Annotated in this window: 25 protein-coding genes; 7 read left to right on the top strand and 18 right to left on the bottom strand. The window is 71.7% G+C overall.

Translation table 11 applies throughout. The features are described from left to right. Nucleotides 1-37: 37 nt before the first annotated feature. The gene (locus tag EFL26_RS01270; protein WP_123221069.1) at nucleotides 38-484 is read right to left on the bottom strand and encodes a MarR family winged helix-turn-helix transcriptional regulator; all 447 of its coding nucleotides are present in this window, start codon (nucleotides 482-484) and stop codon (nucleotides 38-40) included. Nucleotides 485-535: 51 nt separating this feature from the next. Between EFL26_RS01270 and EFL26_RS01265 the strand changes: the two genes are divergently transcribed. Then, a complete protein-coding gene (locus EFL26_RS01265) occupies nucleotides 536-952 on the top strand; it encodes an organic hydroperoxide resistance protein (RefSeq protein ID WP_123221068.1) in 417 nt (138 codons plus the stop codon). A 28-nt stretch (nucleotides 953-980) separates the two neighbouring features. Here EFL26_RS01265 and EFL26_RS01260 read toward each other — a convergent pair whose 3' ends face one another. Together EFL26_RS01260 and EFL26_RS01255 are read right to left on the bottom strand one after the other, a co-directional pair. Next, nucleotides 981-2,162, bottom strand: coding sequence for an RNA polymerase sigma factor (locus tag EFL26_RS01260; RefSeq protein ID WP_123221067.1), 1,182 nt, complete (start codon nucleotides 2,160-2,162; stop codon nucleotides 981-983). Then, the gene (locus EFL26_RS01255) at nucleotides 2,159-2,503 is read right to left on the bottom strand and encodes a YciI family protein (protein ID WP_123221066.1); all 345 of its coding nucleotides are present in this window, start codon (nucleotides 2,501-2,503) and stop codon (nucleotides 2,159-2,161) included. Before EFL26_RS01255 ends, EFL26_RS01260 begins: the two co-directional genes overlap by 4 nt. Before the next feature lie 219 nt (nucleotides 2,504-2,722). On the opposite strand from EFL26_RS01255, the gene sqr reads away from it, so the two are divergent. Genes sqr through EFL26_RS01240 form a run of 3 tightly spaced genes read left to right on the top strand, consistent with a single transcriptional unit; the run spans nucleotide 2,723 to nucleotide 4,834 of the window. Beyond that, nucleotides 2,723-3,985 (top strand): type III sulfide quinone reductase, selenoprotein subtype, encoded by a 1,263-nt coding sequence (gene sqr / locus EFL26_RS01250; protein WP_123221065.1) that lies wholly within the window; start codon nucleotides 2,723-2,725, stop codon nucleotides 3,983-3,985. 4 nt (nucleotides 3,986-3,989) lie between these two features. Continuing rightward, nucleotides 3,990-4,304: a TusE/DsrC/DsvC family sulfur relay protein gene (locus EFL26_RS01245; RefSeq protein ID WP_123221064.1), complete on the top strand. Its 315-nt coding sequence runs from the start codon at nucleotides 3,990-3,992 to the stop codon at nucleotides 4,302-4,304. 20 nt (nucleotides 4,305-4,324) lie between these two features. Then, a complete protein-coding gene (locus EFL26_RS01240; protein WP_123221063.1) occupies nucleotides 4,325-4,834 on the top strand; it encodes a DsrE/DsrF/DrsH-like family protein in 510 nt (169 codons plus the stop codon). A gap of 100 nt (nucleotides 4,835-4,934) precedes the next feature. Here EFL26_RS01240 and EFL26_RS01235 read toward each other — a convergent pair whose 3' ends face one another. Then, the gene (locus tag EFL26_RS01235) at nucleotides 4,935-5,294 is read right to left on the bottom strand and encodes an HPF/RaiA family ribosome-associated protein (RefSeq protein WP_123221062.1); all 360 of its coding nucleotides are present in this window, start codon (nucleotides 5,292-5,294) and stop codon (nucleotides 4,935-4,937) included. 24 nt (nucleotides 5,295-5,318) lie between these two features. Beyond that, on the bottom strand, nucleotides 5,319-5,663 hold the full coding sequence (locus EFL26_RS01230) for a hypothetical protein (protein ID WP_183407994.1): 345 nt from the start codon (nucleotides 5,661-5,663) through the stop codon (nucleotides 5,319-5,321). A 127-nt stretch (nucleotides 5,664-5,790) separates the two neighbouring features. Between EFL26_RS01230 and EFL26_RS01225 the strand changes: the two genes are divergently transcribed. Continuing rightward, nucleotides 5,791-6,444, top strand: a complete 654-nt coding sequence (locus EFL26_RS01225) for a maleylpyruvate isomerase N-terminal domain-containing protein (protein ID WP_221176790.1) — start codon at nucleotides 5,791-5,793, stop codon at nucleotides 6,442-6,444. On the opposite strand, the gene EFL26_RS01220 is transcribed toward EFL26_RS01225, so the two are convergent. From EFL26_RS01220 to EFL26_RS01205, 4 genes are all read right to left on the bottom strand, one after another. Then, nucleotides 6,401-6,919: a hypothetical protein gene (locus tag EFL26_RS01220; RefSeq protein ID WP_123221059.1), complete on the bottom strand. Its 519-nt coding sequence runs from the start codon at nucleotides 6,917-6,919 to the stop codon at nucleotides 6,401-6,403. The two genes, EFL26_RS01225 and EFL26_RS01220, sit on opposite strands and share 44 nt — an antisense overlap. A 37-nt stretch (nucleotides 6,920-6,956) precedes the next feature. Continuing rightward, entirely contained in the window at nucleotides 6,957-7,358 is a 402-nt protein-coding gene (locus EFL26_RS01215; RefSeq protein WP_148046596.1) for a hypothetical protein, read from the bottom strand. Between the two features lie 88 nt (nucleotides 7,359-7,446). Continuing rightward, nucleotides 7,447-8,328 carry an NAD(+)/NADH kinase gene (locus tag EFL26_RS01210; protein ID WP_123221057.1) on the bottom strand — a complete coding sequence of 294 codons (882 nt, stop codon included), beginning with the start codon at nucleotides 8,326-8,328 and terminating at the stop codon, nucleotides 7,447-7,449. Then, on the bottom strand, nucleotides 8,325-9,338 hold the full coding sequence (locus EFL26_RS01205; protein WP_123221207.1) for an SPFH domain-containing protein: 1,014 nt from the start codon (nucleotides 9,336-9,338) through the stop codon (nucleotides 8,325-8,327). The genes EFL26_RS01210 and EFL26_RS01205 overlap by 4 nt, the downstream gene beginning before the upstream one ends. Before the next feature lie 87 nt (nucleotides 9,339-9,425). Here EFL26_RS01205 and EFL26_RS01200 point away from each other — a divergent pair, with 87 nt between their 5' ends. After that, nucleotides 9,426-10,151: an NUDIX hydrolase gene (locus EFL26_RS01200; protein ID WP_123221056.1), complete on the top strand. Its 726-nt coding sequence runs from the start codon at nucleotides 9,426-9,428 to the stop codon at nucleotides 10,149-10,151. A gap of 106 nt (nucleotides 10,152-10,257) precedes the next feature. Then, the gene (locus EFL26_RS01195; protein WP_123221055.1) at nucleotides 10,258-12,258 is read left to right on the top strand and encodes a hypothetical protein; all 2,001 of its coding nucleotides are present in this window, start codon (nucleotides 10,258-10,260) and stop codon (nucleotides 12,256-12,258) included. Between the two features lie 39 nt (nucleotides 12,259-12,297). On the opposite strand, the gene EFL26_RS01190 is transcribed toward EFL26_RS01195, so the two are convergent. From EFL26_RS01190 to EFL26_RS01150, 9 genes are all read right to left on the bottom strand, one after another. Continuing rightward, a complete protein-coding gene (locus tag EFL26_RS01190; RefSeq protein ID WP_425464093.1) occupies nucleotides 12,298-13,047 on the bottom strand; it encodes a helical backbone metal receptor in 750 nt (249 codons plus the stop codon). A gap of 12 nt (nucleotides 13,048-13,059) precedes the next feature. Then, complete coding sequence (gene icmF, locus EFL26_RS01185; protein WP_123221053.1) at nucleotides 13,060-16,290, bottom strand: fused isobutyryl-CoA mutase/GTPase IcmF; 3,231 nt, start codon at nucleotides 16,288-16,290, stop codon at nucleotides 13,060-13,062. A gap of 110 nt (nucleotides 16,291-16,400) precedes the next feature. Then, entirely contained in the window at nucleotides 16,401-17,414 is a 1,014-nt protein-coding gene (locus EFL26_RS01180) for an MBL fold metallo-hydrolase (RefSeq protein WP_221176789.1), read from the bottom strand. Beyond that, entirely contained in the window at nucleotides 17,414-17,749 is a 336-nt protein-coding gene (locus EFL26_RS01175) for an EthD family reductase (protein ID WP_123221052.1), read from the bottom strand. The genes EFL26_RS01180 and EFL26_RS01175 overlap by 1 nt, the downstream gene beginning before the upstream one ends. A gap of 524 nt (nucleotides 17,750-18,273) precedes the next feature. Beyond that, nucleotides 18,274-18,897 carry a TetR/AcrR family transcriptional regulator gene (locus tag EFL26_RS01170; protein WP_123221051.1) on the bottom strand — a complete coding sequence of 208 codons (624 nt, stop codon included), beginning with the start codon at nucleotides 18,895-18,897 and terminating at the stop codon, nucleotides 18,274-18,276. A gap of 69 nt (nucleotides 18,898-18,966) precedes the next feature. Next, a complete protein-coding gene (locus EFL26_RS01165) occupies nucleotides 18,967-20,460 on the bottom strand; it encodes a class I adenylate-forming enzyme family protein (RefSeq protein ID WP_123221050.1) in 1,494 nt (497 codons plus the stop codon). Nucleotides 20,461-20,535: 75 nt separating this feature from the next. Then, nucleotides 20,536-21,330 carry an SDR family NAD(P)-dependent oxidoreductase gene (locus EFL26_RS01160; protein ID WP_123221049.1) on the bottom strand — a complete coding sequence of 265 codons (795 nt, stop codon included), beginning with the start codon at nucleotides 21,328-21,330 and terminating at the stop codon, nucleotides 20,536-20,538. 13 nt (nucleotides 21,331-21,343) lie between these two features. Further along, nucleotides 21,344-22,096 carry an SDR family NAD(P)-dependent oxidoreductase gene (locus EFL26_RS01155; RefSeq protein WP_123221048.1) on the bottom strand — a complete coding sequence of 251 codons (753 nt, stop codon included), beginning with the start codon at nucleotides 22,094-22,096 and terminating at the stop codon, nucleotides 21,344-21,346. Beyond that, on the bottom strand, nucleotides 22,093-23,334 hold the full coding sequence (locus EFL26_RS01150) for an acyl-CoA dehydrogenase family protein (RefSeq protein WP_123221047.1): 1,242 nt from the start codon (nucleotides 23,332-23,334) through the stop codon (nucleotides 22,093-22,095). The genes EFL26_RS01155 and EFL26_RS01150 overlap by 4 nt, the downstream gene beginning before the upstream one ends. Nucleotides 23,335-23,337 lie beyond the last annotated feature (3 nt).

Genomic DNA, 23,337 nt, shown 5'->3' with positions numbered 1-23,337 from the left:
ACGAGCGCCCCGGCCGAAACCGGTCCGCGAGCAGGGTTCAGCCGTCGGCGTCGAGGTGCTCGAGCAGCTCGTGGAGGAGCCGGCGCAGCTCCGCGCCCTCCTTCGCGCTCATCGAGAGAGACTCCACCAGCGCACCGGGCACGTGGGCGACTCGCTCGCGCAGCTCCCAGCCCTGGTCGGAGACCTCGAGCAGCACCCGGCGCTCGTCACCGGGGTCGCGACGACGGACGACGAACCCGGCCGCCTCCAGTCGTTTGAGCAGCGGCGTCAGCGTGCCCGAGTCGAGGCGGAGGCGGGCACCGACCTCGCCCACGGTCAACGGCTCCTCTGCACCCCAGAGCGCCAGCATCGTGAGGTACTGCGGGTAGGTGAGGCCGACGTCGGAGAGCAGCCGGCCGTAGGTCTGCGTCACGGCTCTCGTCGCGGCGTAGAGCGGGAAGCAGATCTGCGCGTCCAGCTCGAGCTGGGGAAAGGACGTCCTCATGTGACCCATCCTACATTGCACGATTCTATTGCGCGCAATATAGTTGCCCACATGACACCTCTCTACACGACCACGGCGGTCGCCACCGGCGACGGCCGCAACGGCCAGGTCCAGACGATCGACGGCCTCCTCGTCGCCCCGGTGCGGGTGCCCAAGGAGCTCGGAGGCGAGGGCGGCGCCACCAACCCGGAGCAGCTCTTCGCCGCGGGCTACGCCGCGTGCTTCCACTCCGCCCTCAAGCTGGTCGCTGCCGAGGCGAAGGCAGACACCACCGACTCCGAGGTCGTGGCCGACGTCTCCCTGGGCGCGCTCGGCACCGGTGGCTTCGGCCTGACCGCGCACCTCGAGGTGAGCCTGCCGGCCCTGGACCCGGAGACAGCCCAGCAGCTCGTCGCCCGGGCCCACCAGGTGTGCCCGTACTCGAACGCCACGCGCGGCAACATGGAGGTCACGCTCAGCGTCGCGTGACGTCGTGGGCCCCGCGACGGACGGGAGCTCAGGAGGACTCCGCACCCGCCTCGAGGAGCTCGGCGATCCTTTGCTGCAGGAAGCGGCGCTCGTGCTCGGCCGCGGCGAGCTCGAGCGCCGACCGGTACGCCGCGAGCGCCTCGGCCGGGCGGTCGAGGCGGCGCAGCAGCTCGGCGCGCGTGGAGTGGAGGTACTGGTAGCCGTCCAGCTCGAGGCCGTCGACGATGGCGAGGGCCCGCTCCGTCGCGCCGGTCGCGGCGACCGCCGCCGCGCGGTTCAGCCGGACCACCGGGGAGCCGGTGAGCAGGACGAGCTCGTCGTAGAGGGCGACCACCTGGGGCCAGTCGATCTCGGGCTCAGTCTGGAGGACCGCGATCGCCGCCTGAACGGCGTAGGGGCCGCGGCTCGGCCGGCCGAGCGCACGGTCGACGAGGTCACGGCCCTCGGCGATCATCGCGTGGTCCCACCGCGACCGGTCCTGCTCCTCGAGCCGGACCAGCTCACCCCCGGGCGCTCGGGCCTCGCGCCGGGCGTGGTGGCAGAGCATCAGCGCCAGCAGGCCGGACGCCTCGGGCTCGTCGGGCATCAGCGAGACGAGCACCCGTCCGAGGCTGATCGCCTCGCTCGCGAGGTCGTCGCGGGCGGCGTACCCCTGGTTGTAGATCAGGTAGATCACGCCGAGCACCGCGGACAGACGCTCGGGCAGCACGTGGTCCGGAGGCACCCGGAACGGCACTCCCGCCGTGCGGATCTTGTTCTTCGCCCGCGACAGCCGGCGCTTCATGGTCTCCGCAGGGACGAGGAAGGCCCGGGCGATCTCCTCGGTGGAGAGGCCGCCCAGCGCGCGTAGCGTCAGCGCGACCTGGGCCTCGAGAGACAGCGCCGGGTGGCAGCAGGTGAACAGCAGCTCGAGACGCTCGTCCGGGATGGTCGAGTCGGGGGTCATCACGTCGTCCACCTCCGGCACGGCGACGAGAGGCAGCTTCGCGCGCAGGACCCGGTCGCGGCGGATCCGGTCGATCGCCCGGTTGCGTGCGGTGGTGGTGAGCCACGCGCCGGGGTTGCGCGGGGCGCCCTCGCTCGGCCAGCGTTCGACGGCGGCGGCGAAGGCCTCCTGGGTGGCCTCCTCGGCAAGGTCGACGTCGCCGAGGAAGCCCACCAGGGAGGCCAGGACTCGGCCCCACTCCTCGCGGAAGACCTGGTCGATCACTCGCGCCGGAAGGCCACTGGCCACACCTCGACGGCGCCGCCCATGCGCGCCGCCGGGATCCGCCCGGCGAACTCGAGCGCCGCGTCCAGGTCGTCGACGTCGACGAGGTAGTAGCCGCCCAGCACTTCCTTGGTGTCGGCGAACGGTCCGTCGGTGACCATGGCGTCGCCGGCCTGCACCCGCACGGTGGACACCGCCTCGACCGGTGCCAGCGACGCGCCATCGAGGCACCGCGGATCCTCCCGGATGGCCATGTACTCCGCGGTGATCGCGGCCGTCTCGTCCTCGCTGGACCCCATCGGTGCCGTGGGGTCGACGTAGATCATCAGCGCGTACTGCATGGTGCGTCCTTTCGTCGTCGAAACAGAGTCTCACCCGGACGACGAACGAGGGCATTCGTTGGGGACACCCCCGACCGGACGAAATCTCGTCGCCTCCCGCGAGCGGGACGTGAGTCCTGCGAGACCGGGCCCTCCGCCTCCTGCGCGATTACCCCACGGGGTATTGAGTGGAACTGACCGCAGCCGACAGCTGGTCGGCCAGCAGGTCAGGAGGTCACCATGCGCACCCTGCTCATCCTCGGCGGCGGCACCGCGGGCACGATGGTCGCGAACAAGCTGCACAAGCGGCTTCCCCGCGACGAGTGGACGATCACGGTCGTCGATCGCGACGACGACCACCCCTACCAGCCCGGGTTCCTGTTCGTGCCGTTCGGCACCTACGAGAGCGACGAGATCGTCCGCAGCCGGCACCACTTCATCGCCGACGGCGTCACGCTGGTGTACGGCGAGATCGACCGGGTCTCCCCCGACGACCGGGTCGTCCACCTCGAGGACGGCCGCGAGCTCGACTACGACTACCTGGTGATCGCGACGGGCACGTCCCCGCGACCGGACCAGACGCCCGGCATGCTCGGGTCGGAGTGGCACAAGAGCGTCTTCGACTTCTACACCCTCGAGGGAGCAACAGGACTCGAGAAGGCCCTGGACCACTTCGACCACGGGCGCCTCGTCGTGCACATCTGCGAGATGCCGATCAAGTGCCCGGTGGCGCCGCTGGAGTTCACCTTCCTCGCCGAGGCGTGGCTGCGCGAGCAGGGCCTGCGCGACCGGGTCGAGCTCACCTACGTCACGCCGCTCGACGGCACGTTCACCAAGCCGGTGGCGTCGGCGCACCTGGGCGGCATGCTCGAGGAGCGCAAGGTCGAGGTGGTGACCGACTTCATGGTCGAGAGCGTCGATCCGGACCGCAAGGTGCTGGTCTCGTACGACGAGCGCGAGGTGCCCTTCGACCTGCTCGTCACGGTCCCGGTCAACATGGGTGCCGAGTTCGTCGCCCGCTCGGGGCTCGGCGACGAGCTCAACTACGTGCCGGTCGACAAGCACACGCTGCTCTCGACGGCGTACGACACGATCTTCGCGATCGGTGACGCGAGCAACATCCCGGCGTCCAAGGCGGGCTCGGTCGCGCACTTCGCGGTCGAGGTCTTCGTGGACAACTTCCTCGAGCACGTGGCGGGGCTGCCGATGACGGGTGCGTTCGACGGCCACGCGAACTGCTTCGTCGAGTCCGGTGACGACAAGGCGTTGCTGATCGACTTCAACTACGACACGGAGCCACTGCCCGGCAAGTACCCGATCCCGCACGTGGGGCCGATGAGCCTGCTCAAGGAGACCCACGCGAACCACCTCGGCAAGCTCGCGTTCCGGCACATCTACTGGAACGTCCTGCTTCCCGGGCACCCGATCCCGCTGCCCGCGCTCATGTCGATGGCGGGCAAAGAGGTCCCCGACGCACCGAACACCGACAGCAGGGAGGCATGACGCCATGACCACGACCACGATCGACGGCCACACCGTCCACGTGAACGAGGAGGGGTTCCTGACCGACCCGTCCGAGTGGGACGAGGACCTCGCGAAGTCCCTCGCGGCGCAGATCGGCATCGACCTCACCGACGAGCACTGGAAGGCGATCCGGTTCCTGCGCGAGGACTACGCCGCGCAGGGCGAGACCGCCACGCTGCGCCGGATCAGCACGGTCGGCGGCATCCCCACCAAGCAGCTGTTCGTGCTGTTCCCGCAGAAGCCGGCCAAGAAGCTCGCGTACGTCGCGGGCCTCCCCAAGCCGCACGGCTGCGTCTGACCACTCACAGGAGGACCATCATGACCACCACCCAGACCGCCCCGGTCGTCCCGGACTTCGGTTCGGCCTCGACCGACCGCAAGCTCGCGATCATCTGCTCGAAGGGCAACCTCGACATGGCCTACCCGGGCCTGATCCTGGCCAACGCCGCCCTCGGCGAGGGCGTGGAGACGCACCTGTTCTTCACGTTCTGGGGCTTCGACATGATCAACAAGAAGACGATGGCCGACCTGAAGTTCACGCCCGTCGGCAACACTGCGGCGCACATGCCGCAGGGGCTGACCCCGATGCCGGGCATGACCGCGATGGCCACGCACATGATGAAGAAGTCGATCGCCGAGCTCGGCGTACCGGAGGTCCCGGAGTTCCTGCAGCAGATCGTCGACTCCGGCGGCCACCTGTGGGCGTGCCGGATGTCCGCGGACATGAACCACCTGACCGAGGACGACCTCTACGACGAGGTCGAGGGGATCATCAGCGCGTCCGACTTCATCGAGAAGACCGAGGGCGCCCAGCTGCTGTTCATCTAGGACGAGTCGGTTGGACGGGAGCCGCCCGTCGCCCGGGTCCAGGGTCCGCCGCCGGCGGCGCTGGGCCCGGGCTGGTGCTCACGGCGTACGGCGCGACCTGTCAGCGACGAGGTGACGCGGGCCGCCGGATCGTGTCGCCACCGATGTGGGGCGCGTCGGTGCGGCCGAAGGTGCGCTCCAGGGCGGTGCGCATGTCGCTGATCGCGCCGCGCAGCAGGGCGTCCTTCGTCGTCGCCCGGTGCGTGACCACGACGGGCGCGCGCCCGGTCGTGCGCACCTCGAGCACGCAGCGCAGCTCGGGCGGCCCCTTGCGGGCGCCGCTCTCCTCGGTGAGGTGGACCTGCACGCTGGTGATCCGCCGCGCGAACGGCTCGAGCCCCTTGCTGACCTCGGCCTCGACGTGGGCGATCAGCCCTTCGTCACCGTTCACGTGGTAGTCGGTCCGGACCTGGACGTCCATGACACACCTCCTCGGTTGGGGCCCTCACGCCGAACGGCGCGTGGTCTCGGTCGCACCGTGTGCGTCGATGCGACGGAACATCCGCTCGAGCACGCCGCGCATGTCCCCGACCGCGCCGCGCACCGCGTCGTCCTTGCTCAGGGCGCGGTGCATGACCGCGAGCGGCTCGTGCCCCTCGGGTCGCACCTCGAGCCGGCAGCGCATCGAGACGGGACCGATCCGGCCGCCGGTCTCCGCGGACAGGTGCACGTGCACGTTGCTCACCCGCGAGGCGCACGGCCCGAGCCCGGCGAGGACCTCGAACCCGATGAAGGACAGCAGCTCCTCACGTCCCGGGACCTGCCGGTCGGTTCCCACCAGGATCTCCACGGCTCTCCCTCACGCTGGTCGCCCTCTGTGTCTCGAGTCTCGCCGCCGGCGCGCGGGGCCGAACAGGGCCCAAAGCCACTGCACGCGGGGCCTCCGGCCCGTCGGCCGGACGTGCCAGACTCCTGCCGTGACGTTGAGCTACGCCGGCAGGCTCGACCGGCCCGCCGTCGTGCGCGCCGCGGCGCTCGTCCACGGACTCGTCGCCCGAACCGAGGTCGAGGCCGCCTGGACCCGCGAGTCGAGCTGCGCCGGGATGACCGTCGGCGGACTGGCCCGGCACCTGGTCGCGCAGTCGGCGTACGTCGTCAGCCTGCTGGGCGCCGAACCGACCTCCTCCGACGCGCCGGCGGCGAGCCTCCTGGACCACTACGCCCACCCGGCCTGGCTCGAGGGCGTCGACGGCGAGAGCCACCGACTGCTCCGTGAGAGGTCCGACGCGCAGGCGACCGAGGGCCACCAGGTCGCGGTGTCACTGCAGGCCGAGGCCCTCGCGGCGCTGCCGGCCGTCCTGGCCGATCCGCCCGCGACCGTCCTCGTCCCGTGGCAGGCGCGACGGATGGCGAGCGACGACTTCGTGGTCACCCGGCTGCTGGAGATGGTGGTGCACTCCGACGACCTCGCCGCCAGCGTCGACGTGCCGGTGCCTGCGTTCGACGACGCCGTGCTCGAGCCGGTGCTCGGGACGCTGACCGCGCTGGCCGTCGTGCGCCACGGCCAGGACGCGGTCGTGCGGACGCTCAGCCGGCCGCAGCGGGCTCCGGGATCGATCTCCCCGTTCTGAGCATCGGGCCGAGCAGCACGACGGCGGCGACCACACCCGCCAGCGGGGCCGCGAAGATCCCTGCCGTGGTCGACAGGGCGGCCACACGATCGGGCTGGACCTGCCAGGTCGGCCCGCTGCGCAGCACCTCGAGCAGGTAGTCCGCCGACACGCAGACCGTGACGACCCCGAAGAACGCGGCGGCGGCGCGCTGCCGGCCCGCGACCGCGAGGCCGGCAGCGCCGAGCGCCAGGCCCAGCCCGACCGCGAGGAACGCCACCGCCCAGATCGCCGACAGGGCGAGGGCGACCGGCAGCGGGAGCAGCGCCGACCAGTCGTGCCCGGCGAGCACCGCCCGGTGGCCGGCCACGTCGTCGTACGTCCGGACCGAGGCCACCGCCAGGGCGACCACACCCCAGCCGCAGACCAGCAGCAGCCCGAGGGCGCCGAGGGTGCGCGCCACGACGTGGTCGCTCTCCCGCGACAACGTGGCCATGGACGGAGTATGCCGGGCACGACGCCCGGAGGCCTGCTCAGGAGAGATCGGGCCCGGCCAGCCGCTCGACCGTCGTCACCGCGGCCACTCCCTGGCTGACCTTCCCGGTGAGCCGGACCGGCGCTCCGCCGACCAGCCGGTTGACCGAGAACGGGCCGTCATCGGGGAGGCCGGGGTGCAGGCTGGCGACGAGGGCCTCCGCGGCGGCGCGCTCGCTGCCGAGGACGACCACGAGCCAGCCGGCGGTGCCTCCGGGGGCCAGCTGCGAACCGAGGGCCGCCAGGGTGGCCGAGACGGCCGGGCTGTCGGCCCAGGGGTTCGGCAGGGTGCGCTGCATCTCGCGGGCGGAGTCGCGGCGCACCCGCACGACCAGCACCATGAGGACGGCACCGACCACCAGGGCCAGCACCGCCGTCCTTGCGAGCTCTCCTGATCCCATGCGTGCCTCTCCTCCCGGGACGAGTGTTGCGAGAGATCGCGCCGCCCGCAGGAAAATCGTGAAGCCGTCGCAGGGCCGCCGACGACGCCTACCCGACCAGGCACAGCGTCTGCCGGGCGACGCCGATGGTCAGCGTCTGGCCCCAGCTGAGGACGAGTCGGTCGTCCTCCATCCCGTCGCCGAACGCGACCAGGCCGTCGGCCTCGACGTCGACCTGCAGCCGGCCGTCGACGAGCTCACCCTCGGTCAGCTCGGTCCCGGTCGCGGGCGAGGGCCACGCCTCGCGGACGAACCAGGCGAGCCGCTGCTCCTCCGGAGCAGGGAGCACGAGGTGGCTGTGCCGCTCGAGCCAGGTCGACCGGCACCACCCCGTGGCGCCCGTGCCGGTGGCCACGATGATCCCGGACGAGGCCTGGCGCTCGCGCGTGCCTTCCGGTGGCCGGATCGCGTACCGGGCGGTCTGGTGGCTGGGCTGGCCGACGTACACCTCGTTGAGCGCGACCAGCTCCTGACCGTCGTCGGCGGTGGCCGCCACCATGGTCCGGCGCTGGGCGACCGACAGCGTGCGGAGCAGCTCGGCGGTCGCCGTCGGCGGGTGCGTGACCAGGACACCGGGGTTGCGGTCGGGCTCGGGGTCGATCCCGACGACAGGCTGTCCGGAGAGGTTCTTCGCGACGTTGGCGACCAGGCCGTCCTGCCCGACGACGACGACCACGTCCTCGGGCGCGAACAGGAACCGGTCCAGGTCGGCGCGCTCCACCCGGCCGGACCGCCAGTCGGGCGGGATCGCGGCGGCCACGGCGTCGAGCGCACGCTGGTTCGCGCGGTGGCGCTCCTCGAGCTCCTCGATGCTGCGCTCCCGGGTGGAAAGGAAGAACTCCGCCTGTCCCTTGGTCCCGTGGCGCGCGACCAGCTCCTCGAGCTCGGTGCGCCGGTGCACGACGACCGCGCGCGGAGGCAGCGTGCTCATGACGAGATCGCCTCCGACGTGGTCCCGAGCCGCGCGAGCACGGGCGCGAGGAGGTCGGGCGTGAGCACCAGGCTGTTGATGCTGGGCAGGTTCGAGGCGAGCTCCTTGAGCGCCAGCCCGAGCAGGATCGCCTCGGGCAGGTCCCGGTACGCCGCGAGCCGCGCCGCCTCGGCGTCGCCCTCGGCGAGTCCGGTGACACGGGTCCCCTCGGCCTGTGCCTCGGCGAGGCGCTGCGCGCGCTGGGCCTCGGCCTCGGTGGCGATCCGGTTGGCCGCCGCCCTCTCCTCGGCCTCCCGGCGCGCGTTCGCCCCGCGCTGCGCGACCAGCTGCTCCTCCCGGCGGGCCAGCTCGATCTGGGTCTGCAGCTCGTTCTCGCCGATCGCCCGCTCCCGCTCGACCGCGACCGCGCGGCGCTCGTAGGTCGCCTTGTCCGCCTCCTGCTGCACCTGCTCGCGGGTCGGCGTGCGCAGCGCCTTCTCGACCTCGGGCTCCGGGCGCAAGGCCACGACGCGCACCCCGACGACCGCGATGCCGATGTCGACCAGCCGGCCGTCGTGGGCGAGGCCGTCACTGATCGCGTCGCGCACCGGGCCGACGCCGCCGGCCAGGGCCTGCGCCAGGTCGACGAGCGCCAGCATGTCCATCGCGTACTGCTGGGCCGTCTCCGTCAGCAGGCCCGCCACCTGGTCCAGCGGCGCACTGCGCCACAGGCCGGTCTCCGGGTCGATCGAGAAGTCGATGCGGCGTGTGGCGATCGAGGGGTCGGTCATCCGGAACGTCACCGTGGCCTGCACGGTCACGTCCTGGAAGTCGGCGGTGCGGGCGTGGAACAGCAGCGGCAGCTCCCGGTCGTCCATCGGCACCTCGGAGAGGACCGCGCTGAGCGGGCGGAACCAGAACGAGGCGCCGGTGCCCGCGTGCAGGGCGCGGCCGTTGCGCACGTGCTCGACGTGCATGGTCGTGCTGCCGCGCAGGTGTCGCACGAACGGGTAGCGGGTGATGTCGGCCATGGGGACCACCTCCATTTATCGTCGCTATGACGATAACTCCGTTTCTTCGTTCTCGTCAAGATGACGATAAAGAGATAGGGTGGCGACATGAGCGGCTACGACCCGTCCCGGTACCCGGCGGTCGCGGTGACCGTCGACCTGGTCGTCCTCACGATCCGTGCGGACGAGCTGTGCGTGCTGCTGATCCGCCGCGGCGAGGCTCCGTACAAGGGGCGGTGGGCCCTGCCGGGCGGATTCGTCCGCCCGGACGAGGACCTCGACCGGGCGGCGGCGCGCGAGCTGCACGAGGAGACCGGCCTCTCCCGCGACGACGTCCACGTCGAGCAGCTGGCGACGTACGGCGCCCCGCGTCGCGACCCGCGCATGCGGGTCGTCAGCGTGGCCTACCTCGCGCTCGCCCCCGACCTCCCCGGGCCGCGCTCGGGGTCCGACGCGGCGGCAGCGCGGTGGGCACCGGCGGTCGACGCCCTCGCCGGGAACGACCGGCTCGCGTTCGACCACGAGCTGATCCTGGGCGACGGGCTCGAGCGGGCGCGCTCCAAGCTCGAGTACACCTCGCTCGCGGCAGCGTTCTGCGGTCCCGAGTTCACCGTCGCCGAGCTGCGCCGGGTCTACGAGGTGGTCTGGGGAGACTCCCTGGACGCCCGCAACTTCCACCGCAAGGCCACCGGGGCCACCGGCTTCCTCGAGCCCACGGGCACCACCACGACGCGCGACGGCGGGCGCCCCGCGCAGCTGTACCGGCGCGGGGCGGCAGAGCTCCTCCACCCGCCGCTGATCCGGCCGGCCCACGACGCGCAGACGCGCACCTGACCCGCCGGTCACCGGCGCGAACGCGGGTACTGTGTCGACCGCGATCCCTTGCAGGGACGCGACCGTTCAGTGGATCGACGACCTGACGAACGGGTGAGGTGGATCGGTGGATCTCGGCACGGACGGGTCCCGGGCGCGTGACCTCGAGAGTCGCCTGTCCCCGGACCGGGCCTGGACGCAGCTGCGCGCCTGGTTCGCGGTCGTCGTCGCGCTGGTCTACTACCTCGCGGCAACCCTGAGGTCGGGCTGGTTCGCCGACGACTTCCTCTACCTCCAGCTCGCGCGCTGGGGGAAGCCGACTCCCTCGTGGTTGGCGACCGACAGCTACGGGCACTTCGCGCCCTTCACGCGGCTCGCCTACCTGTTCGTCCAGCGCGTGGGTGGGCTCGACCACGCGTTCGGGGTCATCGTCCCCGTCGGCCTCACCGTAGGCGCGGCGTTCGCCTTGGTCAGCCTCCTCGGCGAGATCGCGGGCCGCCGCCCGATGACCGTCGCGCTGGCCGCCGCCGGCGTGCTCTCGGTGTTCGTGATGCGCGTCGTGCTCTGGTGGGGCGCCGGCGTGCACGTGATGGGAGCGCTGGCGGCCGAGCTCCTCTGCATGTGGTGCTTCGTCGTCCACCTGCGCACCCGACGCCTGCGCTGGCTGCTCGCGTCGTGGCTCGCCCTGGTGATCGGGCTCTCGGTGCAGGAGCGGCCGGTGCTCACCCTCGGCTTCCTCGTGCTGCTGCGCTACGTCGGCCTCCGCCGAGGTCCGGCGATCCGGGGGCTCGCGCGGGAGCTCCGGGCCGACCTTCCGCTCTGGGCCGGGTACGTCGCGATCACCGCCGTGTACCTCTGGTACCGGCTGCTCGTCTTCCCGGGGCACCCTCGACCCGGCGGCATGGGCGACCTGGCCGCCTTCACCGTCCACGGCACCCTCGACAACCTGCTCCCCGGGTCGCTGGGGGCGCGCGTGATCCGGCCCCGCGAGGACACGTCGGTCGCGCTGACCGGCATGGTTCTCGTCTCGATCGTGGTCGCGCTCGTGGCGATCGGGCTGATCACCTGGTCGCGACGCGAGAGCTGGCGTCCCTGGGTCTTCTACGCGCCCTGCCTCCTGGTCAACCTCGTGGTCCTGGTGCTCGGCCGGCTGGGCATCACGGGCGACCCGAGGAATGCGGCCTACTACGCCCGCGACCAGCAGTACTTCGTCGACGCCCACGTGCTGCTCATCGTCACGCTGGCGATCGCGATCTCGCTGCCACCGCGACCGGCATGGTCGCGCGCCGACCCGCGAGCACGACGGGTGGTGCGGGCGGTGGTGGGCGCAACCCTCGCGTTCGTCCTCGTCTCCACCTTGGTCAGCTGGAAGGGGCAGACCGACGACAGCAACAGCCTGCCGTCGAAGAGCTACCTCGCCTGGGCGCTCACCGACCTCCGCCACCTGACCGAGCAGCAACGCGTCGATCTGCTCGAGCTCACGCTGCCGGTGAAGGTCAACCCGTTCTACGTCAACGGGTACGACGACGTGCCGGGCGTGATCGGCATCGACGGGCGCCTCCGCAGCCGGCTCGACGTCAGCTCGCCGAACAAGGTCGTGGTGACGGCCTCCGGCCGCGTCGGGCGAGTGGCGCCGCGGGAGCTCGTCCGGCTGTCACCCGAGCAGCTCGCGAAGGCGCACCTGTCGGGCGGTGCGACCATGAGCATGACCGGCGGCCGTCCCTGCGTGTCGGCCCCGAAGGGCGGAGTCGTCAGCCTCACGCTGTCGCACCCGGTCTGGTCGGACGGGCTGTTCGCCTCGATCGAGTACGACAGCCCCACGTCGGTGGCCGTGCAGCCGGTCGTGTACGACAGCGGTCAGCTGCACTTCAACTTCACCCCGGTGTCGCTCGCGCCGGGCCACGAGGCGCGCGTGGTCCGCCTCCGCAACGCCCGCGCCGACGGGCTGGCGCTCGTGCTCACCGAGGGCGCCGACCACCTGTGCCTGGACGGACTGGCCTTCCTCGACGTCGCCCTGCTCGAGCCCGTGCCCGTGCCGGGCGCGCCCTCGGGGGTGCGTTGTCCCGTCCTCGACGGCTCCGGCCACCTCACGTCCGAGCTGGTGCGCTGCGACGGCCGCTGGCGCTGACGCGCGCCGTCACGAGCGCGAACGGGCCGACCGCAGCGTTCATCGCAGGACGAGCTCACGTGCCTCGATCAGCGACGGCCCGTACCAGGTCAGCAGGCGGCCGCTGACCAGCCGGACCGGCGTACGGGTGAAGGCCTCGGGACCGTCCTCCGCGGTGAACACGTAGGGCTCGTCGGGCAGCAGCACCAGGTCGACGTCGTCGCGGTCGAGCTCCGCCAGGTCGACGTGCGGGTACCGCTCGCCCCCTGGGTTGTGCTCGGGGTCGGCGAACACGTTGTGCAGGCCGAGGCGGGCGACCAGGTCACCGGTGAAGGTGTGGCTGCCGACGACCATCCACGGGTCGCGCCAGATCGGGACGGCCACCCGGGCCACCGGTGGCGGGATCGGGCCGGACCACGACCGGTCGGCCTCGACGAGCCACGCCGGCACGTCACGCCGAAGCGCCTCGGTGAAGATCCGCTCGAGGGATCGGAGCGACTGCGGCACGGTCTCGATGTCGGTGACCCACACCGGCACACCGGCCTCGCGGAGCCGGCGTACGTCGAGCTCGCGGTTCTCCTCCTTGTTGGCGAGCACCAGGTCGGGCCGCAGGTCGACGATCGCCTTCACGTTCGGGTTCTTGGTGCCGCGGACCCGGGTCACCTCGAGGTCGGCGGGATGGGTGCACCAGTCGGTCGCACCCACGAGCAGGCCGGTGCCGGCGACGGCCTCGGTCAGCGAGGGCACCAACGAGACCAGGCGGCGCGGCGGGTCGGGCAGGTCCACCGGGTGGTCGAGGTCGTCACGCAGGGAGGGCACCCCTCAGACGTTACGGCGGTACTGCCCGCCGACCTCGAAGAACGCCTCCGTGACCTGCTGCAGCGAGCAGACGCGGGCGGCCTCCATGAGCACCGCGAAGACGTTCTGGTCGGTGACCGCCGCCTCCTTGAGCCGCGCGATCGCCGCGGCCGCCTCGTCGGCGTGCTCGGCCTGGAAGGACTGCAGCCGCTCGAGCTGGGAGGCCTTCTCCTCCTCCGTCGCGCGGGCGAGCTCGATCTTCTGCGGCTCCTCGTCCTCGGCCCGGGGGCGGCGGAAGGTGTTGACGCCGATGATCGGCAGGCTGCCGTCGTGCTTGCGGTGCTCGTAGAGCATCGACTCGTCCTGGATCCGGCCGCGCTGGTAGCCGGTCTCCATCGCGCCGAGCACGCCCCCGCGCTCGTTGATCGCGTCGAACTCCGCGAGCACGGCGGTCTCCACGAGGTCGGTGAGCTCGTCGATGATGAACGACCCCTGCAGGGGGTTCTCGTTCATCGCCAGGCCCCATTCGCGGTTGATGATCAGCTGGATCGCGAGGGCCCGGCGCACCGAGTCCTCGCTCGGGGTCGTGACCGCCTCGTCGAAGGCGTTGGTGTGCAGGCTGTTGGCGTTGTCGTAGATCGCGATCAGGGCCTGCAGGGTGGTGCGGATGTCGTTGAAGTCCATCTCCTGCGCGTGCAGCGACCGGCCGCTCGTCTGGACGTGGTACTTCAGCTTCTGCGAGCGCTCGTTGGCGCCGTACTTCTCCTTCATCGCGACCGCCCAGATCCGGCGGGCGACGCGGCCGAGCACGGAGTACTCGGGGTCCATGCCGTTGGAGAAGAAGAACGACAGGTTCGGGGCGAAGTCGTCGATGTCCATGCCCCGGGCGAGGTAGGCCTCGACGTAGGTGAACCCGTTGGCCAGCGTGAACGCGAGCTGGCTGATCGGGTTCGCCCCGGCCTCGGCGATGTGGTAGCCGGAGATCGAGACCGAGTAGAAGTTCCGCACCTGGTGGGCGATGAACCACTCCTGGATGTCGGCCATCATCCGCAGCGAGAACTCCGTCGAGAACAGGCAGGTGTTCTGGCCCTGGTCCTCCTTGAGGATGTCGGCCTGCACCGTGCCGCGCACGTGCGCCAGCGCGTACGCCGCGAGCTCCTCGCGCTCGGCGTCCGAGGGCGGGCGGCCCTCGCTCTCGGTGAAGGTGGCCACCGCCTGGTCGATCACGGTGTTGAGGAAGAACGCCAGCACGGTCGGCGCCGGGCCGTTGATGGTCATCGAGACGCTCGTGCTCGGCGCGACCAGGTCGAAGCCGTCGTACAGCGCCTTCATGTCGGCCAGCGTCGCGACCGAGACCCCCGAGGTGCCGACCTTGCCGTAGATGTCCGGGCGCAGGTCGGGGTCGCGCCCGTAGAGCGTGACGGAGTCGAACGCGGTGGAGAGCCGGGTGGCCTCGCCGTCGGCCGAGAGCAGCTTGAACCGGCGGTTGGTCCGGAAGGGGTCGCCCTCGCCGGCGAACATGCGTGCCGGGTCCTCCCCGTCGCGCTTGAACGGGAACACCCCCGCGGTGAAGGGGAAGTAGCCGGGCAGGTTCTCGCGGCGCCAGAACCGCACCAGCTCGCCGTGGTCGGTGAACCTCGGCAGCGCCACCCGGGGGATCTTGTTGCCCGAGAGCGACTCACGGGTCAGCGCGGTGCGGATCTCCTTGTCGCGGACCTTGACGACCTGCTCGTCGCCCGAGTACGCCGCCACGACGGCCGGCCAGCCGTCGAGCTGGTCGCGCACCCACTCCGGTGGTCGAGGTGCGAGCGCAGCAAGCCTCGAGACCACGTCGCCGTCGTCCGAGCCTGCGGCCGCGACCTCCGCGGTGACGACATCGAACGCCTGGGCCCGCCGAGCCGCGTCCGCGAGGCGCTCGGTCTCGGCGTGGTACTCGCGCACGGACTCGGCGATCTCGGCCAGGTAGCGCACCCGTTCGGCCGGCACCACCTGCCGGATCCCGGAGGAGTGCCGGACGTCGACGGGCGCGAGGGTGCCCTCGCCCACCTCGAGCCCGAGCCCGGCCAGCCGGTCGCGCAGGTGCTGGTAGAGCGCGGTCACGCCGTCGTCGTTGAACGTCGCCGCCGAGGTGCCGAAGACCGGCATGTCGGCCGGCTGCTTGCCGAACTCGCCGCGGTTGCGGACCAGCTGCCGGCCGACGTCGCGGAGCGCGTCCTTGGCACCGCGACGCTCGAACTTGTTGATCGCGACGGTGTCGGCGAAGTCGAGCATGTCGATCTTCTCCAGCTGCGAGGCGGCGCCGAACTCGGGCGTCATCACGTACATCGCGGTGTCGACGAACGGCACGATCGCCGCGTCGCCCTGCCCGATGCCGGGGGTCTCGACGACCACCAGGTCGAAACCGGCCGCCTTGACCACGTCGACCACGTCGGCCAAGTGCTCGGGCAGCTCCCGCGCGCCCCGCGTGGCCAGGCTGCGGAAGAAGACCCGGTCGCCGTCGAGGGAGTTCATCCGGATCCGGTCGCCCAGCAGCGCGCCGCCGCCCCTGCGCCGGGTCGGGTCGACCGCGATCACCGCGATCCGGAGCTTGTCCTGCTGGTCGACGCGGAAGCGGCGAACCAGCTCGTCGGTCAGCGACGACTTGCCCGATCCGCCGGTGCCGGTGATGCCGAGCACCGGCACCCGCCGGGCCTGCGCCGCGGCGTGCAGCTCCGCCCTCATCCCGGCGGGCAGCGAGCCCTGCTCGGCTCCGGTGATCGCCCGGGCGACCGCGGTCCGGTCACCGGAGAGCACGGCCTCGGCGCCGACCGCGCCGCTCTCCCACAGGTCGAAGTCGCAGTCGGCGACCACGGAGTTCACCATCCCGACCAGCCCCATGCGCTGGCCGTCCTCGGGCGAGAAGATCGTCACCCCGCTGCTGCGGAGCCGGGCGATCTCGTCGGGCACGATGACGCCGCCACCCCCACCGACGACGCGCACGTGACCGGCACCGTGCTCGCGCAGCGACTCGACGAGGTACTCGAAGTACTCCACGTGCCCGCCCTGGTACGACGAGATCGCGACCCCCTGGACGTCCTCCTCCAGCGCCGCGTCGACGACCTCGCGCACCGAGCGGTTGTGCCCGAGGTGGATCACCTCCGCGCCCTGCGACTGGAAGATCCGCCGCATGATGTTGATCGAGGCGTCGTGACCGTCGAACAGGCTCGAGGCGGTGACCAGGCGGACCGGGTTGCGCGGCTGGTGGAGGTCGGTCATCAGGGGTCTTCCGATCAGATAGCAGGACGTCCTAGTAAATAGTAGGACGTCCTAGTAAATCGAGCGTCATCGTGTGACCCGATCCACACGGGGCCGGCTCACGCCGCGGCTCACACCAGGGAGAAGAGCGCGCCCTCCGGATGGTCGGCGACCGTCGCGGTCCCGCGCCTGACGAGCACGTCGAGGTGCGCGATCGTCTCGCACGTGGCGATCATCCGGTTGAAGTCGTCGAGGTCGGCGTACGGCACCCGCCGACGGGTCCAGGTCAGGATCCGGGCCACCTCGGAGGCGGTCGCGGCGCCGCACCGGTCGACCGCCTGCACGGTCTCGGCCAGGCGCACCTCGTGGTGCTCGAGCAGCTCGGCGGCCCGGGCGCGGGCGCTCGGGCCCGGTGCGCCGTGGGCCGGCAGCAGCATCGCGTCGGGTCGTTCGAGGATGCGCTCGAGCGACCAGAGGTAGTCCCCCAGCGGCAGGTCCCACTCCCCGAGCTCGAACCCGATCGACGGCGAGATCGTCGGCAGCACGTGGTCACCGGCGAACAGCAGGCCGGCGTCGAGGTCGTGGAACACCAGGTGGCCCCGGGTGTGGCCGGGCGTGGCCACCGCGTCGAGCACGCGGGTGCCGACGTCGTACGGGCCCGGCGCGAGCCAGCTGTCCGGCTTCTCCCAGGCGTCGGCGTCGAACTCCGCGGCTGCGGTCATGGCCTCGATCGCGTCGGCCAGCGCCGGGTCGCCCGAGCGCCGCAGCTCGCGCAGCGACGTGACCGGCACGTTGCTGGCGATCTCGAGCAGCTCGTGCAGCCCGGGCGCCTCGTCGCGTCCCAGCCCGATCCGGGTGCCGAACCTGCGCCGCAGCTCGACGGCGAGCGTGTAGTGGTCGCGGTGGATGTGCGTGACGTACACGTCGTGGACCGACGACACCTCGTGGCCCACGCGGGCCAGGGCAGTGGCGAGCTCGTCCAGGCTGGTCGCCGTGCGCCAGCCGGCATCCACCAGGGCGAGCCCGTCGCCGGTCTCCAGGGCGTAGACGTTCACGGCCTTCAGGGCGTCGCCGGGCATCGCGAGCGGGATCCGGAAGACGCCGTCGGCGACCTCCCACGCGCCCGGGTCCGCCCAGCCCGCCATCAGACGGCCTGGTGCGACGCAGCCACCATCGTCCGCTCGTCCCCGGTGAAGATCATCCGCCGCCCGCGCATGTCACCGACGTGCGCGACCGCCGCGTCCCACTCCGGACTGGCCAGGGCGGCGTCGAGGTCCTCCTTGGAGTCGAAGCTCAGGATCGACAGCCCGTCCCATCCCCCCGACCTCTCGTCGGCAGACTCGGACAGCTCGGTGTGCAGCCAGCGCCGGAGGCCGGGCAGCGGGTAGGTCACCTCGGCGTGCTCGCCGCGCCACCAGTCGATGAACTGCTCGTGGGTCCAGTCGCTCGGACGCGCCGCGAGGACGATGAGGTTGTACATGGCAGCCTTCCTGATTTGAACTCACTTCAGGTTAAGCGACGAATCGAAATCCGTCCAGCGATGGTTGAGGTGCGAGCCCTTCGGCAGGCTCAGGAACCACGCCAGCGAGCCTCGAAACCACTCCCGCGCCTTGACTCACCAGGTTTCGAGGCGGTTGCTGCGCAACCGCACCTCAACCACCGGTGGTTGAGCTTGCCGAAACCACTCACCGGCACGAGCGTGTCAGTGCTACCCCGACCCATCCGTCGCGCTCGCCACGCACGCCATCGACCACGAGGCCGTATCGGTCCTGCCAACAGGCAGTTCGTGATCCAGGAGCGCTGGTCGAGCGCGGATCACGACTGCGCCGCTTCGAACTGCCTGTCCGTGGGTGCCCGCGACCGCCTCACCGGGTTTCGAGGCGCTTGCTGCGCAACCGCACCTCAACCACCGGTGGTTGAGGTGCGAGCCCTTCAGCAGCTCAGGAACCACGCCAGCGAGCCTCGAACCCACGCACGTGGCACAGGACACGAGCAGCGGAACGATCAGGGGCCGACGAGCCGCAGGCACGCGCCCGAGATCAGCTCGCGCACGTCATCGAGCGTCATCGGTCCGCCCGGGCGGTACCAGCGCCAGACGCTGACCACCAGGGCCAGCACGAGGGTGGCCATCGCGTGCGGGTCGCGCTTGGGGAAGTCCTTGGCCTTCATGCCCCGGGCCAGCAGCCCCGTCCACTCCTGCTCGATCTCGCGCACCAGGCCGCGGGCCCGCTGGCGCTCGGCCTCCTCCCGCTCGGAGGGGCGGGGCGTGGCCAGGAGGTCCATGTGGCTCTGCAGGATGCGCATCTGGAGCACCTCGCGCGGCGTCACGTCGTACGCCGCCGCGATGGCCGCCTCGAGGGCCTTGTCGGCCGGGGTCACGTCGGCCGTGACCTCGCGGAAGCGCTCCAGGGAGCGGGAGAGCTCCAGGCTCATGATCGTGAGCAGGCAGTGCGCCTTGGACTCGAAGTAGTGGTAGAGCGCGGTCTGACCGATCCCCACCTCGTCGGCGATCTTGGCCCACTTGGTGTGCTCGTAGCCGTCCTTGCCGAAGCTCTCGATCGCGGCCGCGAGGATCAGGGCGCGCTTGGAGCGCGGACCTTCGGTCTCCGGCAACAGCGTCTGCACCATGAGTCGCACCCCGTTCGATGTCTGGTGGAAGCTCGCTCCGCCATGCTAGCAAAATGAGATGAGTTCAGGTCACTCGGAGGCGGCCAGCTCGGCGGCGATCCGGACGGCGTCCGGGCGGGACAGCTTGCCCACACGGTTCTGCGGCAGGTCGGGCACGCTGAACACGAACTCCGGCCACTTCTGCTTCGGGAAGCCCGCGGCCTCGAGGTTGCCGGTGACGTCGGCCAGACCGAGGTCGGTGCCGCTGCTGACCACCAGCGCGGCGACGCGCTCGCCGAGCATCTCGTCGGGCACGGGTACGACGCAGACCTGGGCGACACCGGGCACCCGGGCCACCGCCGCCTCGACCTCGTTGATGTCGATGTTGCGGCCGCCCCGGATGATGATCTGCTTCTCGCGGCCCAGGATCGTGATCGTGCCGTCCGGGTTGAGCCGGACGAGGTCGCCGGTCGGCAGGAACCCGTCGGCCGTCAGCTCCGGCGGCTGCGGCTCGCCCCGTCGCGCATAGCCGACGAACATGCTCGGTCCCCGGACCTGGGCGGCACCGACCTCCCCCGGCGGCAGCGTCCGGCCGCCGTCGCCGACGGCCCGCACCTCGGTGCCCGGGAAGGGGCGGCCGTCGCAGCCCAGCCGGGTGGCGGCGTCCTCACCGGGACTGGTGGTGGTGTGGCCGAGGCACTCCGACATGCCGAAGACGCGGATGAACCTCGTGCCCAGGAACTGCTCGGCGCGCTCGAGGGCGCCGGCGTCCATCGGCCCGCCGCCGACGGTCATCGCCCGCAGGCCGGAGAGCTTGCCCGCACCGGACGGTCGCACCGACAGCTGCAGGGCCATGGTCGGCACCAGCATCGTCCAGCGCACGTCGTGCTGCGCCATCGCCTCGAGCGCGTCGTCCGGGTTCCACGACGCGATCGAGACCATCGGGGAGCCGAGCATCGCCGGGAGGTACATCCCGAAGCAGTACGCCGCGACCGACGACAGCGGCACGAACGCGCCCACCGCGTCGCCCGGCTCGAGGCCGATCGCGTCGATCGTCGCGCGGCCGGCGTACCGGAGGGACTCCTCGGACTGCACGACGCTCTTGGGACGACCGGTCGAGCCCGAGGTCATCGCGACGGCGACGCCGCCGCGCCAGCGCGCCACGTCGCTGGCGGGCCGGCCGGTGGTCAGGAGGGTCCAGCCGTCGAGGACGGTCCGCTTGTCCGGGAACGCCTCGAGCGGCACGGCCCAGTGGTCGAGAGCCCCTGCGGAGGCGATCACGGCGTCCGGCTCGACGTCCTCCATCGCCAGCGCGAACTCGCTGGCGACCGCGTGGCTGCTGAACACCGCCACCATGCCTCCGCGCAGCCCGACCGCGAGCGCCGTCGCGAGCGTCCGCCACGTGTTGTCGGCCTGGACGAGCACGGTCGGGGAGCCGCCCAGCGACTCCTCGAGGGCGACGGCCAGGTCGCGCGCGGCCTGCATCACCTCGGCGACGGTGTGCTCACCGAGCGCGTCGATGACGGCCACGTCACCGGGTGCCCGCTCCGCGCGCTCGGCGAACTCCCGCGCGAGTGTCTGCATTGTGTCCTCCTGGGTTTCAGTGTCGACGATCCGGTGGGACCACGGACAGGGGTCCGGCCGCTGGGCGGTGCGCGCTCACCGGGCGATCCAGCCCCCGTCGACCACGAGCGCGTGGCCGGTCACGTAGCTCGACGCGGGCGAGGCGAGGAAGAGGAGGGCTCCGTCGACCTCACCCTCGGCGCCGCCGCGGCCGAGCATGGTGTTGCGGCGCACCCAGCCGGCCGACTTGTCGTTGGTGAACAGGCCGTCGGTCATCTCGGTGTCGAACCAGCCCGGCACGATCGCGTTGACGCGGATCCCGCGGCGCCCCCACTGCCCGGCGAGCTCGCGGGTGAGGCCCATGACCCCCGACTTCGACGCGGCGTAGCTGGCCCCGCCGATCGGGGCGGTCGAGACCAGCCCGATCACCGAGGAGATGTTGATGATCGAGAGCGCCTGCCCCTCTTCCACGGTGGCCGCCACGCGGGCCGCGAGGTGGAAGCCGGAGGCCAGGTTGAGGTCGAGCAGCGCCGCAAAGCCCTCGACGGTCTCCTCCTCGGCGTGCGGTACGCCGGGCATGCCGGCGTTGTTGACCAGCACGTCGATCTGCCCCGTGATCGCGCGGGCGAGCTCGACCAGGTCGGAGCGGTCCTGCTCGCTGGTCACGTCGCACCGCACCGGCACGACCCGGCCCTGGCCCGCCGTCGTGCCGTCGAGCTCCTTGGCGAGCACCTCGAGGCGGTCGAGCCGGCGGGCCGCCGCCACGACGGTCGCGCCGGCGGAGACCAGCACGCGGGCGAAGCTCTCGCCGAGCCCGGAGGACGCGCCGGTGACGATCGCGACCCTGCCGTCGAGGTCGAACAGCTCGTGCACGTGGGGATGGTGGGTCATCTCGGGCTCCGTTTCAGTAGACCGCGGTCCGGCCGCCGTCGACGGGGATGACCGCCCCGGTCGTGTAGCCCGCGGAGTCGCCGGCGAGGTGCAGCACCATGCCGACCACCTCGTCGGGGCGGCCCAGGCGACCGGCCGGAAGCCGGTCGACCACCTTGCCGACGAAGTCCTCGTCCCAGGCCTCGGCCATGTCGGTGGCGAACGCGCCGGGCATCACGCAGTTCACGCGCACGTGCGGTGCGTACTCCTGGGCGAACGCCATCGTCAGTGCATTCAGGCCGCTCTTCGACGCGGCGTACATCGCCTCGGGCGGGCTCGGCCGCACCGCGCCGATGCTGGAGATGTTCACGATCGAGCCGCCGCCGGCCGCGGCCATCCGGGCACCGACGACGGCCATCAGCCGGAACGGGCCCTTGAGGTTGACCTCCATGGTCTTGTCGAACAGCGCCTCGGAGACGCCCTCGAGCGTCGGCGAGAGCGGCGCGATGCCGGCGTTGTTGACCAGCACGTCCAGGCCGCCCAGCTCGCGGTGGATCCGGTCGACCGCCGGCTCGATCGCGTCCCACTGCCCGACGTGCAGGGCGAGCGGCACGGCCGCGACGCCGGTGGCCTTGGTGACCGCCTCGGCCGCCGTGCGGCAGGCGTCCTCCTTGCGGCTGGAGACGACGACCGTGGCGCCGGCCTCGGCGAGGCCCTGGGCGATCGCGAAGCCCAGGCCCCGGGTCGCCCCCGTGACCAGTGCGACCTTGCCGTCGAGCCGGGTCATGCTCGGCCACCCTGATAGGTGGCGGCGTCCGCCGGCTTGCGGTAGCCGGCCAGCTCGAGATTGCCGATCGTGCGCAGGTGCACCTCGTTGGGGCCGTCGGCGATCTGCAGCGCACGGGTGATCGCGAACAGGCGCGCCAGCACGGTGTCCTCGCTGACCCCGGCGGCGCCGTACGTCTGCACCGCGCGGTCGACGACCTTGTGCGCCACCTCCATCGCGACCACCTTGATCGCCGCCACCTCGGAGCGCGCCGCGGCGTTGCCCTGGGTGTCCATCAGCCAGGCGGCCTTGAGCGTGAGCAGCCGCGCCTGGTCGATCTCGACGCGGCTGCGGGCGATCCACTCGCGCACGACGCCCTGGTCGGCGAGCGGGCCGCCGAAGGCCTCGCGGTCGACCGCCCGACGGCACATCATCGACAGCGCCCGCTCGGCGAATCCGATCGCCCGCATGGCGTAGTGCATCCGGCCCGGACCGAGGCGGCCCTGGGCGATCGCGAAACCGTCGCCCTCCGCGCCGAGCATGTTCGACGCCGGCACCCGGACGTCGGTGAACTGCACCTCACCGTGGCCGAGCCGGTCCTCGTAGCCGAACATGGTCAGGTCCCGGAGCACCTCGACACCGGGAGCGTCGGCCGGCACCAGGATCATGCTCTGCTGCCGGTACGTCGAGGCCGAGGGATCGGACTTGCCCATGAAGATGACGAGCTTGCAGTCCGGGTCGAGGATCCCGGAGGTGTACCACTTGCGGCCGTTGAGCACGTAGTCGTCGCCGTCGCGCCGGATCGTCGCGGTGATGTTGCGGGCGTCGGAGCTCGCGACCGCGGGCTCGGTCATCGCGAACGCCGAGCGGATCTCGCAGTCCAGCAGCGGTCGCAGCCACTGCTCCTGCTGCTCGGGCGTGCCGTACATGGCGAGGATCTCCATGTTGCCGGTGTCGGGTGCCGAGCAGTTCAGTGCCTCGGGGCCGATGATCGACCGGCCGGCGAGCTCCATGAGCGGCGCGTACTCGAGGTTGGTCAGGCCCGCGCCCCAGGAGCCGTGGGTCATGAAGAGGTTCCAGAGGCCGAGCTCGCGCGCCTTCGCCTGCAGGTCGCGCATCACCTGCGGCTGCTCGTGGCGGTTCGCGGCCGCGGCGACCTGCGCGTCGTACACCGTCTCGGCGGGGTACACGTGGTCGTCCATGAACACCTGCAGCCGGTCCAGCAGGTCGCGCGTCCGGGCGGTGAGCTCGAAGTCCACGGC

Source organism: Nocardioides pocheonensis, assembly GCF_003725535.1.
Classification (GTDB): domain Bacteria; phylum Actinomycetota; class Actinomycetes; order Propionibacteriales; family Nocardioidaceae; genus Marmoricola; species Marmoricola pocheonensis.
The sequence above is the reverse complement of the archived record's forward strand: the minus strand, read 5'-3'. Positions and strand labels throughout refer to the sequence as shown.

Excerpts from the sequence above, each read along its gene's own strand:
- EFL26_RS01270 (WP_123221069.1), bottom strand. The coding sequence starts at position 484 with ATGAGGACGTCCTTTCCCCAGCTCGAGCTGGACGCGCAGATCTGCTTC.
- EFL26_RS01265 (WP_123221068.1), top strand. The coding sequence starts at position 536 with ATGACACCTCTCTACACGACCACGGCGGTCGCCACCGGCGACGGCCGC.
- EFL26_RS01255 (WP_123221066.1), bottom strand. The coding sequence starts at position 2,503 with ATGCAGTACGCGCTGATGATCTACGTCGACCCCACGGCACCGATGGGG.
- sqr (WP_123221065.1), top strand. The coding sequence starts at position 2,723 with ATGCGCACCCTGCTCATCCTCGGCGGCGGCACCGCGGGCACGATGGTC.
- EFL26_RS01245 (WP_123221064.1), top strand. The coding sequence starts at position 3,990 with ATGACCACGACCACGATCGACGGCCACACCGTCCACGTGAACGAGGAG.
- EFL26_RS01240 (WP_123221063.1), top strand. The coding sequence starts at position 4,325 with ATGACCACCACCCAGACCGCCCCGGTCGTCCCGGACTTCGGTTCGGCC.
- EFL26_RS01235 (WP_123221062.1), bottom strand. The coding sequence starts at position 5,294 with ATGGACGTCCAGGTCCGGACCGACTACCACGTGAACGGTGACGAAGGG.
- EFL26_RS01220 (WP_123221059.1), bottom strand. The coding sequence starts at position 6,919 with ATGGCCACGTTGTCGCGGGAGAGCGACCACGTCGTGGCGCGCACCCTC.
- EFL26_RS01215 (WP_148046596.1), bottom strand. The coding sequence starts at position 7,358 with ATGGGATCAGGAGAGCTCGCAAGGACGGCGGTGCTGGCCCTGGTGGTC.
- EFL26_RS01210 (WP_123221057.1), bottom strand. The coding sequence starts at position 8,328 with ATGAGCACGCTGCCTCCGCGCGCGGTCGTCGTGCACCGGCGCACCGAG.
- EFL26_RS01205 (WP_123221207.1), bottom strand. The coding sequence starts at position 9,338 with ATGGCCGACATCACCCGCTACCCGTTCGTGCGACACCTGCGCGGCAGC.
- EFL26_RS01200 (WP_123221056.1), top strand. The coding sequence starts at position 9,426 with ATGAGCGGCTACGACCCGTCCCGGTACCCGGCGGTCGCGGTGACCGTC.
- icmF (WP_123221053.1), bottom strand. The coding sequence starts at position 16,290 with ATGACCGACCTCCACCAGCCGCGCAACCCGGTCCGCCTGGTCACCGCC.
- EFL26_RS01180 (WP_221176789.1), bottom strand. The coding sequence starts at position 17,414 with ATGGCGGGCTGGGCGGACCCGGGCGCGTGGGAGGTCGCCGACGGCGTC.
- EFL26_RS01175 (WP_123221052.1), bottom strand. The coding sequence starts at position 17,749 with ATGTACAACCTCATCGTCCTCGCGGCGCGTCCGAGCGACTGGACCCAC.
- EFL26_RS01170 (WP_123221051.1), bottom strand. The coding sequence starts at position 18,897 with ATGGTGCAGACGCTGTTGCCGGAGACCGAAGGTCCGCGCTCCAAGCGC.
- EFL26_RS01165 (WP_123221050.1), bottom strand. The coding sequence starts at position 20,460 with ATGCAGACACTCGCGCGGGAGTTCGCCGAGCGCGCGGAGCGGGCACCC.
- EFL26_RS01160 (WP_123221049.1), bottom strand. The coding sequence starts at position 21,330 with ATGACCCACCATCCCCACGTGCACGAGCTGTTCGACCTCGACGGCAGG.
- EFL26_RS01155 (WP_123221048.1), bottom strand. The coding sequence starts at position 22,096 with ATGACCCGGCTCGACGGCAAGGTCGCACTGGTCACGGGGGCGACCCGG.